The sequence below is a fragment of the Chryseobacterium oleae genome, from assembly GCF_900115055.1.
GTDB classification, from domain to species: domain Bacteria; phylum Bacteroidota; class Bacteroidia; order Flavobacteriales; family Weeksellaceae; genus Chryseobacterium; species Chryseobacterium oleae.
In genome coordinates, this window is record NZ_FOVD01000002.1 from 267,343 (window position 1) to 280,608 (window position 13,266).

At 37.3% G+C, this 13,266-nt stretch carries 13 protein-coding genes; 6 read left to right on the forward strand and 7 right to left on the reverse strand.

What is annotated here, in order from left to right; all coding sequences use genetic code 11:
• Positions 1-53: 53 nt before the first annotated feature.
• Complete coding sequence (locus BM143_RS08410) at positions 54-1,073, forward strand: L,D-transpeptidase (RefSeq protein ID WP_228430727.1); 1,020 nt, start codon at positions 54-56, stop codon at positions 1,071-1,073.
• Here the strand turns inward: BM143_RS08410 and BM143_RS08415 are convergent.
• From BM143_RS08415 to BM143_RS08425, 3 genes are all read right to left on the reverse strand, one after another.
• Positions 1,066-1,593, reverse strand: coding sequence for a hypothetical protein (locus tag BM143_RS08415; protein WP_090024092.1), 528 nt, complete (start codon positions 1,591-1,593; stop codon positions 1,066-1,068). The two genes, BM143_RS08410 and BM143_RS08415, sit on opposite strands and share 8 nt — an antisense overlap.
• A gap of 3 nt (positions 1,594-1,596) precedes the next feature.
• Positions 1,597-2,919 carry an aspartyl protease family protein gene (locus BM143_RS08420; protein ID WP_090024093.1) on the reverse strand — a complete coding sequence of 441 codons (1,323 nt, stop codon included), beginning with the start codon at positions 2,917-2,919 and terminating at the stop codon, positions 1,597-1,599.
• A 404-nt stretch (positions 2,920-3,323) separates the two neighbouring features.
• Positions 3,324-3,962 carry an alpha/beta hydrolase gene (locus BM143_RS08425; RefSeq protein ID WP_090024094.1) on the reverse strand — a complete coding sequence of 213 codons (639 nt, stop codon included), beginning with the start codon at positions 3,960-3,962 and terminating at the stop codon, positions 3,324-3,326.
• Between the two features lie 225 nt (positions 3,963-4,187).
• Here BM143_RS08425 and BM143_RS08430 point away from each other — a divergent pair, with 225 nt between their 5' ends.
• Positions 4,188-4,610, forward strand: coding sequence for a hypothetical protein (locus BM143_RS08430; RefSeq protein WP_034730009.1), 423 nt, complete (start codon positions 4,188-4,190; stop codon positions 4,608-4,610).
• A 53-nt stretch (positions 4,611-4,663) separates the two neighbouring features.
• Here BM143_RS08430 and BM143_RS08435 read toward each other — a convergent pair whose 3' ends face one another.
• Together BM143_RS08435 and BM143_RS08440 are read right to left on the reverse strand one after the other, a co-directional pair.
• Complete coding sequence (locus BM143_RS08435) at positions 4,664-5,302, reverse strand: response regulator transcription factor (RefSeq protein ID WP_090024095.1); 639 nt, start codon at positions 5,300-5,302, stop codon at positions 4,664-4,666.
• Positions 5,292-7,289 carry an ATP-binding protein gene (locus BM143_RS08440; RefSeq protein ID WP_090024096.1) on the reverse strand — a complete coding sequence of 666 codons (1,998 nt, stop codon included), beginning with the start codon at positions 7,287-7,289 and terminating at the stop codon, positions 5,292-5,294. Before BM143_RS08440 ends, BM143_RS08435 begins: the two co-directional genes overlap by 11 nt.
• 174 nt (positions 7,290-7,463) lie before the next feature.
• On the opposite strand from BM143_RS08440, the gene BM143_RS08445 reads away from it, so the two are divergent.
• Together BM143_RS08445 and BM143_RS08450 are read left to right on the forward strand one after the other, a co-directional pair.
• Positions 7,464-7,970 carry an outer membrane protein gene (locus BM143_RS08445; protein ID WP_090024097.1) on the forward strand — a complete coding sequence of 169 codons (507 nt, stop codon included), beginning with the start codon at positions 7,464-7,466 and terminating at the stop codon, positions 7,968-7,970.
• 24 nt (positions 7,971-7,994) lie between these two features.
• Positions 7,995-8,408, forward strand: coding sequence for a hypothetical protein (locus tag BM143_RS08450; protein ID WP_090024098.1), 414 nt, complete (start codon positions 7,995-7,997; stop codon positions 8,406-8,408).
• Positions 8,409-8,649: 241 nt separating this feature from the next.
• Here the strand turns inward: BM143_RS08450 and tyrS are convergent, their stop codons facing one another.
• Entirely contained in the window at positions 8,650-9,945 is a 1,296-nt protein-coding gene (gene tyrS / locus BM143_RS08455) for a tyrosine--tRNA ligase (RefSeq protein ID WP_090024099.1), read from the reverse strand.
• A 145-nt stretch (positions 9,946-10,090) separates the two neighbouring features.
• Here tyrS and BM143_RS08460 point away from each other — a divergent pair, with 145 nt between their 5' ends.
• On the forward strand, positions 10,091-10,651 hold the full coding sequence (locus BM143_RS08460; protein ID WP_034729995.1) for an RNA polymerase sigma factor: 561 nt from the start codon (positions 10,091-10,093) through the stop codon (positions 10,649-10,651).
• A 77-nt stretch (positions 10,652-10,728) separates the two neighbouring features.
• On the opposite strand, the gene BM143_RS08465 is transcribed toward BM143_RS08460, so the two are convergent.
• Positions 10,729-11,361 carry a hypothetical protein gene (locus tag BM143_RS08465; RefSeq protein ID WP_090024100.1) on the reverse strand — a complete coding sequence of 211 codons (633 nt, stop codon included), beginning with the start codon at positions 11,359-11,361 and terminating at the stop codon, positions 10,729-10,731.
• Between the two features lie 284 nt (positions 11,362-11,645).
• Here BM143_RS08465 and lipA point away from each other — a divergent pair, with 284 nt between their 5' ends.
• Positions 11,646-12,512 (forward strand): lipoyl synthase, encoded by an 867-nt coding sequence (lipA, locus tag BM143_RS08470; protein ID WP_047456314.1) that lies wholly within the window; start codon positions 11,646-11,648, stop codon positions 12,510-12,512.
• The last annotated feature ends 754 nt before the right edge of the window (positions 12,513-13,266 follow it).

The window sequence follows — 13,266 nt, forward strand, 5'->3', positions numbered from 1 at the left end:
TTGCAATGGGTAACCAAACTAAATGGCCTGTTTTATTTATGAAAAACATATCTGTGAAAAAAATATTTTTATATGCCTGCTTTAGCGCCGCAATGCTGGTTTCATGTAAAAAAGAAATTGAAAAAATAAGCGATACTCTTAAAGATACGGTTTCCTCATCAGAGACTCCTGCCGTAGAAAAAGATTCCATCAAAAAAGATTCTGTAGTACAGAAAGAATCCGTTCCGCCGGCAATGCAGGAAAACGGTTTCTATAATGCTTTTGTCCTTCCCAAGGATAAAAAGATGAGAGATTCTGTATACGCGGAATTCAGTAAAAAATACAGCGAAAAAGAACGTTATGCGATTTTAGCATTAAACAGACTTGATTCTAAAAACAGATTCAATACGGATACCTTGGTGGTTCCTGCTAAAATAGATACGACGCTGATGTCTTATTCACCATTCCCAATGCAGTTGGATGTATTGAGCGGAGTGAAAAAATTCGTCATATTTTCCTATCCGATTCAGGCTTACGGAGTATATTCTAACGGAAGTCTTGTAAAATGGGGACCAACCAGTATGGGAAAAAAAGCTGCACAGACAACGCGTGGACTTACTTTTGCCAACTGGAAAAAGAAACTGTCCATCTCAACGGTGAGTACTGAATGGAAACTTCCTTATAACTTCAATATCCATAATATCGGAGGAATAGGATGGCACCAGTATGATCTTCCGGGTTATCCTGCATCGCATTCGTGTCTTCGTTTGTTGATGAAAGATGCACAGTGGTTATATTCATACGCTGATACCTGGATACTGAATCCCGGAGGTGCCACTACCAAAGCAAAAGGTACGGCAGTAATGGTTTTCGGAGATTATAAATGGGGCGGAAGAAAGCCTTGGAAAAAGCTTTTGGATGATCCCAATGCCAATAATATTTCGGTAGAAGAAATGACCAAACTCCTGGAGCCTAACGTAGACAGAATGATAAAAGAACAGGATAACAGGGAAAAAGTCGCAGATTCCATTAAAACCGCTAAAGCCATGGCTCCGGTTCAAAGTGAAAAACCTGCAGAAGTTCCTGTTAATTAATTTTCTTTTCAAACTGTAAAGTAGATTCTTCAGCAAATCTTCTAAGCTTAAGCATCTCTTCCTTTCCTTTATGCTGCCCGAATCTGGCCGCCGCATAGGTAAGAAGAATACAGAATAACATTATAAATGAAGCGCTCAGTGCCCACGGGAACTCAGCGCTTTTTATCTGCTTTTCCACGTAGTACATCGTAAAGAAAGTCATCCACAGAATTGAAAAGGAAAAATAAAGAAACATAAAGAACGTCCACACTGCAGAACTGGGACCGAATACTCCGCGTATGGCAGTTTCATCGTCTTCAATTTCTATTCTTAAAGATAATCTGGGCTTTGAGTAATTATCATATTTCGTTTCTACCCAGATCGTGGCCACTTCCTTGTTGATGTTTCCGGAGAATTCATCTTTGTGATCGGCGAGGTATTTTTTTAAGTTTTCCGCATATTCTTCCTTGGTAAGATGGGTAAACATCTTAAATCTCGGGCGGGTTCTTATTTTATCTATTGTGCTTTCTTCTGTTTTCATAGGCTACTCCTGGTACGGGATAGGGTCTTCCAGGACAAAGTTAAAGGTCATTTCCATATTCTTTCTCTGGACCACCATGGTGATGTTTTTTCCTTCCTCAGATTTCATCAGCTCCATAATTTTTTCCATGGTCATTTCGGAGGTACGGCTTCCATTGATAATCAGTACACGGTCGTCTTTTTTCAAACCTGCTTTAAATCCGGGTGAGTCTTTTCTTATCCCTGCTATTGAAAATATAGGTTTTAAAGTAAATTTATACTGAAAATTATTAACAACAGAAATTTCAGTACTGGCTTCAGATATTTTTTTGGGTTCAATTTTTACCCGGTCTTCATGCCATTCCAGTCCATCCTGTTTAAAGTCTAATCCGCTCATGTTAAAATGAAAAGGATCGTCGAAGTTTTTATTTTTTTTCAGGTAAATTTTTCCTGCAGTATAATCGAAAATAGTGGTAAACCTTCTGATGATTTCCCCGCCTACAGATCCTTTCCGGTTGGCAACGAGATTCACATGCTGGATAGAGTATTCATCGGGCATTGCGGTAAGAGGCATCTCGAATTTAAAATCTCCCAGATAGAAATTGTGGATTCTGCTTCTTTTCCCATAAATATCTCCATTGAATCCGCGGCCCAGATAATCATCTATATTGGGTCTGTTGTATACAAAATCTTTGATCAGAGTAGGGAAGAGCCAGATAGCATCACTGTTGCCAAGGTCGATCAGAAGCTTTGAACTTTTCTTATCATTCGTCATCTCTACATCGGCATTGATGTAAGGTTTGTCCTTTTCTATGGTCATGGGAAGTTCCGTGAACTTTCTGAGCTTCCTTTTGAAAACATCAATATCCTCATAAACGGTTATTTTTTTAGAAATATAGTCTATCGATATCGGATGGTTTTTGAAAAAATGGGACCCAATCACTCCGTTCACAGGAATTCCGATATGAGATGATATATTGAATTCTTCATCAATAACGATAAAAAGAAGCATGGAGGTATTGATAAGATGATTTCCTATTTTAGCAATATTACGGTCAGATTTAAAACCGTCTATACTGACATTTCCACCCAAGCCTGAAAATTTTATTTTTTCGATATTTTCGAGTTTCACTTCCTTGTTGTCAAGACTGAAAAGAATGGTCTCAGCAACGCCGGTGTCCAGCATAAATGTAAGTTCTGCCCCATTAACATTAACCGGGATAAAGATGAGGTTGTTGATGAGCTTAAAAGGGATCACTGCTTTTTTGGCATTAATGAGCTCGAAAGAGTTCTGGGCACTAAGAAAAATGCTAAAGAATAATGCCAGTAAAAGAAGCTTAAGTTTCATTTACTGAATTTAGTGAAATTATCGTTACTAAGCATAAAAAAACATTCCAAAGACAGGAATGTTTATATAAACTGCATCAGACAGTGCGTATTGTTTAAATGTTTTCAAAATAACCTGAATTCGGGTTACGAAGATTTGGCGTCAGAGAGTTTGAGAGTGGGAGGGTTTTGAAAAGTGATGAGTTATAAATTATGAGTGATGAGTTATTTAAAGCGGGATGCCGGGTTGGAGGCTTTCACTTTACTTAATCTCAATATAGAAATCTGATGTCTAACATCATCTAACATCTTGCTTCTTAGCTCTTAACCAAAATAAAAAGACTATAGCTTCAACATCAGGGACAACCCCTAATCCCTACAACCTAATATCTGCCACCTGCTACCTAATCCCTGCTACCTAAAATCCTATTTTGAGTAAAATTCCATCAGATCCATATAGTTTTTCTGATTGACGCCATGTCCGCTCATATATTCTCTGAACGAAAAATAACAGCTCAGGTCATACAGAAGATCTGCTGCCTTTCTTCCCCATTCAAGAGGGATAACCGCATCATCTGTTCCGTGGGAGATGAAAAAACGAAGTCTTTCCAGTTTCTTTTTGTCCTTAACGATACCGTCCAGAAGTTTTTCTTCAGGGTAACTGCTCAGACAAGCCACATAATTAAATAGTTCCGGATGTTTTAAAGCCAAAGCATAGCATAATATTCCACCCTGGCTGAAGCCGCACAAATGTACCTTCCCTTGAGTAATTCCATAATGATTGACAATCTTCAGGATGTTTTCCAGTACGCTGTCCAGTGATTCCTTCGCTTGGGCAAGATCAATGAAATTTTCAGCATTATTGAAATCTATATCAAACCATGAATACCCTTCAAACTGAGTATCTCTGGGTGCTCTGAAACTTACGATAAGCCAGTCTGCAGGAAGCGTTTCCCTGAAGCTGAAAAGATCCTGTTCATTACTGCCATAACCATGGAGCATGAAAAGTACAGTAGTATCTGGGGTAATATGTTCCGGTTCTCTTACTATATAATCTAAATTCATACGGCAAATATAATTAATAAATCACATTGTCGACTTCAAAACCGGAACGCGTATATCTATATTTAATATTGACCGGATGAAAGGCGCAAATACGGGCCGATCCTGAAATTATGCTTTTTGCTGATTTGATATTATTTGGAAATCTTTATTGGAAATTTTTCATAAAAGTTATTTTTATATTAATAAAAAACTTATATTTGAAACATTAAAAATCTATTTGGAGAAATGAAGCAATTTTACAAATCAAAAAGTTTACTAAGACTTTCTTTTTTATTCGTTTTATTATTTTCTGTAATTACTGTGGTGAATTCTTGTAAAAAGGATAATGATGACGAAGAGTTTGCAGATCACGTTGTTCAGTTTGAAGTGAAAACAACAACCGGTGGTGTTATCAGAGCAATTGTAACACAGGTAGGAACCGTAAAAACTGATATTTTCGACCCTGTAGGGACGACATGGACGAGCGGAGAGTTTTTCGTAAATTCAAGCCAGGCACAGTTGAACCTTGATGCTAAAGCAGATCTTCCTGACGCTACTTCCGAACTGGTCGTTAACCTTTGGATAGACGGGGAAATTGTAAAAACCAAAAAGATGGTTGGAGCAGGTCCTTTGGTAGCTTCTATAGACTACAGCTTCTTAGAATTATAAAATATATTTCTTATATATAATAAAAACCGCTTTTTTAAAGCGGTTTTTTGTTTTTATTCCTCAATCATATGATGTTGGGTAGCCCGGTTGATGAGCTCTGTAGAATTTCTGGCCTGAAATTTTTGCAGCAGATTCTTACGGTGTGTATCTACAGTAAGCGGGCTGAGAAAAAGTTCTTCCGCAATCATAGCACTTGTTTTTCCCTGTGCAACCATTTGCAGAATCTGTTTTTCACGTTTCGTGAGTCTTGGAACCGGTAAGTCGTTTTGAGAAGGCCGGCTGATGATCTGTTTGGTTTCATTACAGAAAACAATATTTCCTGAAAGTGCCCCTTTGATACAGACTACAAGCTCATCTATTGAAATGTTTTTCAGAAGATAACCGCTGGCTCCGTTCTGTATAGACTGCATGATAATGCTTCGCTCCGAACGGTTACTGAACATGATCACAGAAGTCTCCGGTGATATTTTCTTAATTTCCCTGCACAGTTCTGTTCCGTTGGCATCAGGTAATGTGATATCCAGAAGAATAATATCCACCTGATGAGAACGGATAAAACTGATGATTTCCGATCCGGAAGTAAAACTTTCTGAGATATTGAAAAAAGGCTGACTTTTCAGCATCATTTTGAGTCCTTCTATGACGATAGGATGATCGTCTACAATGACAATATTTATTTTTTCATTCACCATGGATATTGAGTTCGATGTTAATTGTTGTGCCCTGGTTATCTGAGCTTACTTCCATTTTTCCTTTAAAATAATTAACCCGGTTTTTCAGATTGTGAAAGCCCATGCTTTTCGATGGTTTTTCGATGTCTTTATCAAATCCTTTCCCGTTGTCTTCTATGGTGATCATGAAGTTTTCGCCGGACTGGGAGCACTGAAGAAGAATATTGCTGGCTCCGGAATGTTTCACCGCATTAGCCAGAAGTTCCTGTACAATCCTGTAAATATTAAGCTGGATCGTAAGCGGAAGATCTTTTTCTATATTGATAGGCTGGAAATAAATATCCAGATCTTTCCGGATATAAAATTCACAGAGGTCATTCAAAGCAGTTTCAAGGCCAAAATTAAGTAAAGATTCCGGCATCAGGTTTCTGGCCACATGTCTGAGTTCAGATATGGAAAGGTCAAGACGATCCAAAATCTTATAAAAATCTTTGTGTTGCTCAACTTCAAGATGCCCTGCAGACCAGGTGGAGAAATTTATTTTAACGCCTGCCAGCATTCCGCCCAGACCATCATGGAGATCTTTTGCAATACGTTCTCTTTCTCTTTCTTCGCCTTCCAGAATGGCTTTCGTTAATGCCAACTCTTCTTTCTGATTAATATCTTCAATTTTCTGCCGGAGGTTGATCTCTTTCTGCTCAGACAGTTTTTTATTGTTCCTGTAAATGATGAATAAAAACACCAGAACGATCATAATAAACAGCAGGAAAAGGCTCAATACCCACAGATAATAATTCTTTTTATTGACCTCCATTTCCTTCTGATTTTTTTCAGCATCGAGGAAAGCGATTCTTCTTTCCTTTTCAGAAGTATTGTATTTGGTTTCCAGTTTATTGATCTCCAGTTTAATGTTTTCCGCATTGATACTGTCGTTCAGTTTTGAATATTTTTTCTCCCAAGCCAGAGCCTGAGTAGGATTTCCCATGATCTCATTGATATTCGATAAATGGCTGTAGAGTGTTTTCTTGTTGTTAAGATCTGTAGCAAGGGTTTTCTCTGCAAGAATTTCCTCCAGAAGATCTTTGGCTTCCACATATTTTTTTTCCTTTTTTAAAATGTCATATTTATGAAAATAGAACATCTGCATCAGCAGCTTCTGATTGAACTTTTTAGTGTAAAACAATCCTTTTTCTATGGCTGCCAATGCCTGATCATGCCCTTGCTTGCTGACATAATACAATGTTTTGCTGTAATAAAATAAAGCGTTGGAAGAGGAATCAGGATAGGGTGATATCATTTTCTCTGCCTTGTCCAGATATTTTTTTCCGATATCGGCTTTGACCTGATAACAATAATTGGTGGAGATATTCAGGTAATTGTAAAATAACTCCGTAGAATGAGGAGCTTTTTTCTCAAGAATATCGAGCGCTTTTGTGTTATAATTACCAGCCTTTTCAAATTCCGCGTTGTAGGTGAGCATTAACCCAAGCTGCGTGTACAAAAATCCTGTAATCTTGCTGTCACCATATTTTTCAGCTGTAGGAATACTCTTTTCAAGTATCACTTTAATTAAATAAGGATAGCCTTCCTTATTCTTTTGGGTAATACCGTAGCCATACCAACATAAAGACTTGTAGAGGTCAGCTTTTCTGTCCTTTAATTTTGAAAAAGCTTCTATGGCTTTATGATAAGATTGCGCTGCTTTATCTTTATCCTGATCCAGAAAATACTGTCCCTCATAATAATGGTATTTGGCCACGGTAAATGCATCTTTTCCACCTAATGCTTTTCCATTATTTAAATACTTACGGCTTGAAATGGTATCGGTATTTCTGTAATAATTGGATAGCAGAAAACAGGCATCAGCCTTTGAAAGGGCATCTTTATTATTTTTAACCACCCATTCTAAGCTGTCTGTGAATTTTTTCTCATTAAGCGGAAACAGCAGTTGAGCCTGCAGTATCAGGCCTATTAGTAAGTAAAAAAAAAGTAATATTCGCTTTGTCATTCAATTTCAGACTAAAGGTTGAATCTAATCAAAAAACCATGGAATAAAAATACCTAAAAACCAGTAGAAAAAATTACTTTTTTTTAAGGATTGTTTTCAGTTCTCCAGGCATATAGTTTTGCAGAAGTCATGTAACAGACAGTAACACTAAACATTGAAATTGATAAATATATAATGAAAAAAAAGATCTTTTTACTGAGCTTAATTTCCTTTTTCGGAAGCATGAATGCCCAGAGAGTACAAAAGGGAGACGCTCAGATCAACGCGGGAATTGGTCTTGCCAATGGATGGGGAATGCCCGTTTACGCAGGAGTTGATTATGGAATCCACAAAGACATCACAGTAGGTGCCGAAGGAAGTTTTGCCACTGAAAAATACTCAGGAGATGTAAAAGGCAGATGGATGTCGATAGGATTGAATGGGAATTACCATTTCAATACGCTGTTGAAAATTCCTAATAAGTTTGATGTATATGCAGGCGTAACCCTGGCTTACAACTCTTTTTCTTACCGTTATAATGGTTCAGACTATGATTATTTCGGAGGAGAGAGTTCAGGAGTAGGTTTTGCAGGACAGGCAGGAGCCCGTTATTATTTTACAGACCATTTTGCGGTGAATGTAGAAGTAGGAGGGGGAAGTATAGCATCAGGCGGAAAAGCCGGAATTTCGTACAAATTTTAAACACAAATTAATACATTAAATCAAATGAAAAAATCAAAAATCCACCAGACCATCCAATATACATTGGTTGTTTTAGTAACGGCAATACTTTTAGGATTTACAGCTTCATGCAAAGGTGATGACGATGATGATACACCGGCAAGAAAATCACATAAAGTGGTTTTTAAGGCAATAGCTTCTGCAGGGAGTAATATTAAAACAGCTGTTTATGGATATGACAGTACCAACACCACTGCAACAAGCCTTAGCGGAACTACATGGACAAGCCCTGAAATCACTTCTCCTGCAGGTGCGATTAACGTAAATGTTGGGGTGAACGCAACAGGTTCGTCTTCAGCATCAACATTAAAAGTACAGATCTTTGTGGATGGAGAGTTGAAAAAAGAGGGAACTTCCAGTGGAGAAATACTTTCTGCTACGGCCAATTATACATTTTAAAAACAGAACTTCAAAAAAGAATTAAAAAAAATCACCAGACACTTAACATATCTTTTTTATAATAGTTTTTTCATGGCTCTTCAGAATTAACAACAAGAGCTTTTTAAAGGTGGTAACTTTCTCTACGAAGGCCGTGAACTCCTTTCACGGCCTTTATTTTTTTATAACTTGTTTTCTTTATATTTAATAAAAAAGAGACTGTCTCAGACGGTCTCTTTTGATTTGTTATATGCTTTTATTTTTATTGAGCTTTTACAATAAAGTAGCTTTTTTTACCCTTTTGAAGCAGTAAGAATGTACCGTCAATAAGGTCGCTTTCATTAGCGGTATAGGTATCGTTTACTTTTTCTTTGTTGACAGAAATAGCATTTCCTTTGATCTCTCTCTGGGCCTCACTTTTAGACTTTAAGAATCCTGATTTTTCAGAAAGAAGATCTATAATATTTACTCCGATCACGTCAGCTTTTGGAAGCTCTTTTTGTGGAACACCATCAAAAACTTCAAGGAAAGTTTCTTCATCAAGACTTACCAGGTCTTCAGCCGTAGAGCGTCCGAAAAGAATTTCTGAAGCCTTCAGAGCTTTTTCATATTCTTCTCTTCCATGTACCCAAACCGTTACTTCCTCAGCCAGTTTCTTTTGAAGTTTTCTTTCGTGAGGAGCCGTTTTATGTTCCTCTACTAAAGCTTCAATTTCCTCTTTTGATAGGAAAGTATAGAATTTAATGAATCTTTCGGCATCATCATCGGTAGCATTCAGCCAGAACTGGTAGAATTTGTAGGGTGAAGTCTTCTTTTTGTCCAGCCAGTAATTTTCTCCGCTTTCAGACTTTCCGAATTTAGCACCGTCAGCTTTCGTGATCAAAGGAACCGTTAATGCAAACGCTTCTCCCTGAGCCTTTCTGCGGATTAGTTCAGTTCCCGTCGTGATATTTCCCCACTGGTCAGAACCTCCCATCTGAAGCTTCACATTATTATTTTGGTACAGGTGAAGGAAATCGTATCCCTGGATCAGCTGGTACGTGAATTCCGTAAAACTCATCCCGTCTGCTCCGCCATCGCCAGAAAATCTCTTTTTTACAGAGTCTTTCGCCATCATATAATTTACGGTGATATTCTTACCGACATTTTTAGCAAAATCAAGGAAAGAGATGTTCTTCATCCAGTCGTAATTGTTCACCAATTCAGCTTTATTGGCACCTTCACCTTCGAAATCTAAAAATCTTGAAAGCTGGTTTTTCAAACAATCTACATAGTGAAGAAGAGTCGCTTCATCCAGCAGATTTCTTTCTGCAGATTTCCCTGACGGATCTCCGATCATTCCTGTAGCACCTCCTACCAAAGCAATTGGCTTGTGCCCATGCTGCTGGAAATGCGCTAAAATTTTGATCTGGATAAGGCTTCCGATATGCAAAGAATCAGCAGTCGGGTCGAAACCAATATATGCAGTAGTTACCTCTTTATTCAGCTGTTCATCGGTTCCTGGCATCATATCGGCAAAAAGACCACGCCATTTTAGTTCTTCTATAAAGGAATTCATCTATACTTTTCTTTAAAATTTTATGGTGCAAAGATAGTAAATTCAGGAGTATAGAGAATAGGTGCCGGAAGGTAAAAAAATCAAAGGATAAAAAGGCTTGTTTGGCCCTTTGCTCTTTCATTTAAAAAAATTATATTTGTTAATAATGAACGACGAACAGCTATTCCTGCTTATTCAAAAGGCCAAAGAAAAGGACCAGAAAGCCCAGACCAAACTCATCAATGTTTTTTGGGTGGATGTTTTCTCTTTTGTCATGAAGAAAGTAAAAGATGAAAATGATGCAGATGAAATCACGGTGAATGTTTTTTCAAAAGTGCTGTCAAAACTGGATATGTACGACCCACATTTTCAGTTTAAAACCTGGATATTAACCATTGCTCAAAATACAGTCATTGATTTCTGGAGAAAAAGAGCCCGTGAAAACCAGGATCCGACTGAGAATCTTGATGAGGTTAAAAACCAGTTCGCAAAATCTCCGGAAGAGCTCATGATTTCTAATGAAGAGCAGAAAAAGATCATCAAAACCATTGAATCGCTGGATGCCAATTATCAGGATATTATCAAATTAAGATTCTTCGAAGAAAAAAGCATCAAAGAAATCGCAGAAGAACTGGGGATTTCCGTTGCCAATACCAAAGTAAGGGTGATGCGTGCCAAAAAAGTCCTGGCAGAACTATTGAAGAATAATGAATTTGATGATAATTAACCTGAATTCGGGATGCGGGTTTCGTGGTTCAAACCGACAACTAGCAACCAGCAACCTATATTAACGGTTCAAAATTTTCACAGATACACTTCCTCCTTCGTTTTTGGAAGAACAATCTTTCTCTGATCCTTTTGATTTCTGTTCTGCAGATCGATTTTTAGTCCCTTTTTGATATAGGTTTCCTGTTTGGATTTTCCATATTCTTTAGTGTTTTCCACATCTTTTTTGTAGTTGAGCTGCCCTGTGGAAAGATTAAAATCTACCTCCGCCCAATAATCTCCGGGTCTGCCGGATTCTGAAGAATAACCGATCAGTTCAAAATGTCCGTTCTGAAACCTGTATTTATCTGTATAGCCCCATTTCCAGCTGCTTCCGCCTGCCTGGGTAATGCTTAGAATTCCTTTTGAAATACTTGTACTCTGATAAGGGTCGCCCATCATGCCACCGCCGGCACTTTCCAGAATCGCATTCCTTGATTTACTTAAGACCATCCATGTTCCGCCGCTCTTTTTCTGAATCTGAATTTCACGGATTTTGCCCAGTTCACCTTCATCTTTAGTATTGTAGATGACCACTCTTTCCGGAATCTGATCTCCGTCCAGATCTCCCTCTACAGTTTCAATAATTTCTGAACCTGCTGGCTGAAGTTCTTTCTGAGCAAAGGAAAATGTACTTGTTAGAATGGATAGGGTAAAAAGGATCTTCTTCATAGTTTAAATTTGGTCATTTAAAATTACAATTATATTCTGAATTAAGATTAATGAGGAGGAAGCCGAAAGATACTGCTTAATCAAACTTGGAAAAACAGTATTAAATTTGATAAAGAAGACTTAAAATATTAATTAAACTGTGCTATAGTTGTGCTTGAGACCTTAATAACCTCCCTCTTCCAGCTTCAAACTTCCTGACCTCATTTAAGATTATCTGTTCCATCAATTTTTCCGGTAGATGGTTTCCATGAAAAATTCCTTAACTTTGAACTTCAATTTTAGAGATGGAAAATTTAGTTCAAGATACTACCGTTCAAAAACCAAAGTGGATCCGTGTAAAACTTCCTACCGGAAAAAACTACAGGGAGCTTAGGACTTTGGTCGACAAATATAAATTAAATACCATATGCCAGAGCGGAAGCTGTCCGAATATGGGTGAATGCTGGGGAGAAGGAACGGCAACGTTCATGATCTTAGGAAATATCTGTACCAGAAGCTGCGGATTTTGTGGGGTAAAAACAGGAAAACCGCTTGATGTGAATTGGGATGAGCCTGAAAAAGTGGCCCGTTCTATCAAATTAATGAAGATCAAGCATGCTGTTCTTACGTCTGTAGACCGCGATGACCTGAAAGATATGGGTTCAATCCTTTGGGGTGAAACTGTAAATGCTGTAAGAAGAATTTCTCCGGGAACCACGATGGAAACACTTATTCCGGACTTTCAGGGGCTTACCAAGCACCTTGACAGGCTGGTAGATGTAGCTCCTGAAGTGATTTCTCATAATATGGAAACCGTAAAACGTTTAACAAGAGAAGTAAGAATTCAGGCTAAATACGAACGAAGCTTAGAAGTATTGAGATACTTGAAAGAAGCAGGCCAGAGAAGAACAAAAACCGGAGTAATGCTAGGTTTGGGCGAAACTAAAGATGAAGTTTTCCAAACCATTGAAGACATCAGAAACGCAAACGTTGATGTCATTACACTTGGGCAGTATCTTCAACCAACCAAAAAACATTTACCGGTGAAAAAATTCATTACGCCGGAAGAGTTTGATGAGTTGGGAGACTTTGCAAGAAGCTTAGGTTTCAGACACGTGGAAAGCTCACCTTTAGTAAGAAGTTCTTACCACGCTGAAAAGCATATTCATTAAAAATAGAGCCGCTTCATTTTTGGAGCGGTTTTTTTGTTTAAAAAAATTAAGGAATTAGGAGATTAAGAAATTTATATAAAATGGTTGTGGAGCTCTCGAAGCCCCCACTTAAATTTTTCAACCACAAAAGCTTTTTAACACTTAAGTTATTTGGAGCTAAAATACTTTGCGAATAAGAAGATCACATAAGTTTAAAAAAATCAAAGACTTTTATTCAGAATATTATCCATAAACATCTGTGAAAATCTGTGTAATCTGTGGTTAAAAAAATAACCACAAAAGTCACAAAAACTTTTTTAACACTTAAGTTATTTGGAGCTAAAATACTTTGCGAATAAGAAGATCACATAAGTTTAAAAAAATCAAAGACTTTTATTCAGAATATTATCCATAAACATCTGTGAAAATCTGTGTAATCTGTGGTTAAAAAAATAACCACAAAAGTCACAAAAACTTTTTTAACACTTAAGTTATTTTAAGTTTAAATACTTTGCGAATAAGAAGATCGCATAAGTTTAAAAAAAATCAAAGACTTTTATTCAGAACACTATGTATAAACATCTGTGAAAATCTGTGTAATCTGTGGTTTAAAAAATAACCACAAAAGTCACAAAAGCTTTTTTAACACTTAAGTTATTTTAAGTTTAATTACTTTGCGAATAAGAAGATCACATTAGTTTTAAGAAAAAATCAAAGACTTTTATTCAGAATATTATCCATAAACATCTGTGAAAATCTGTGTAATCTGTGGTTA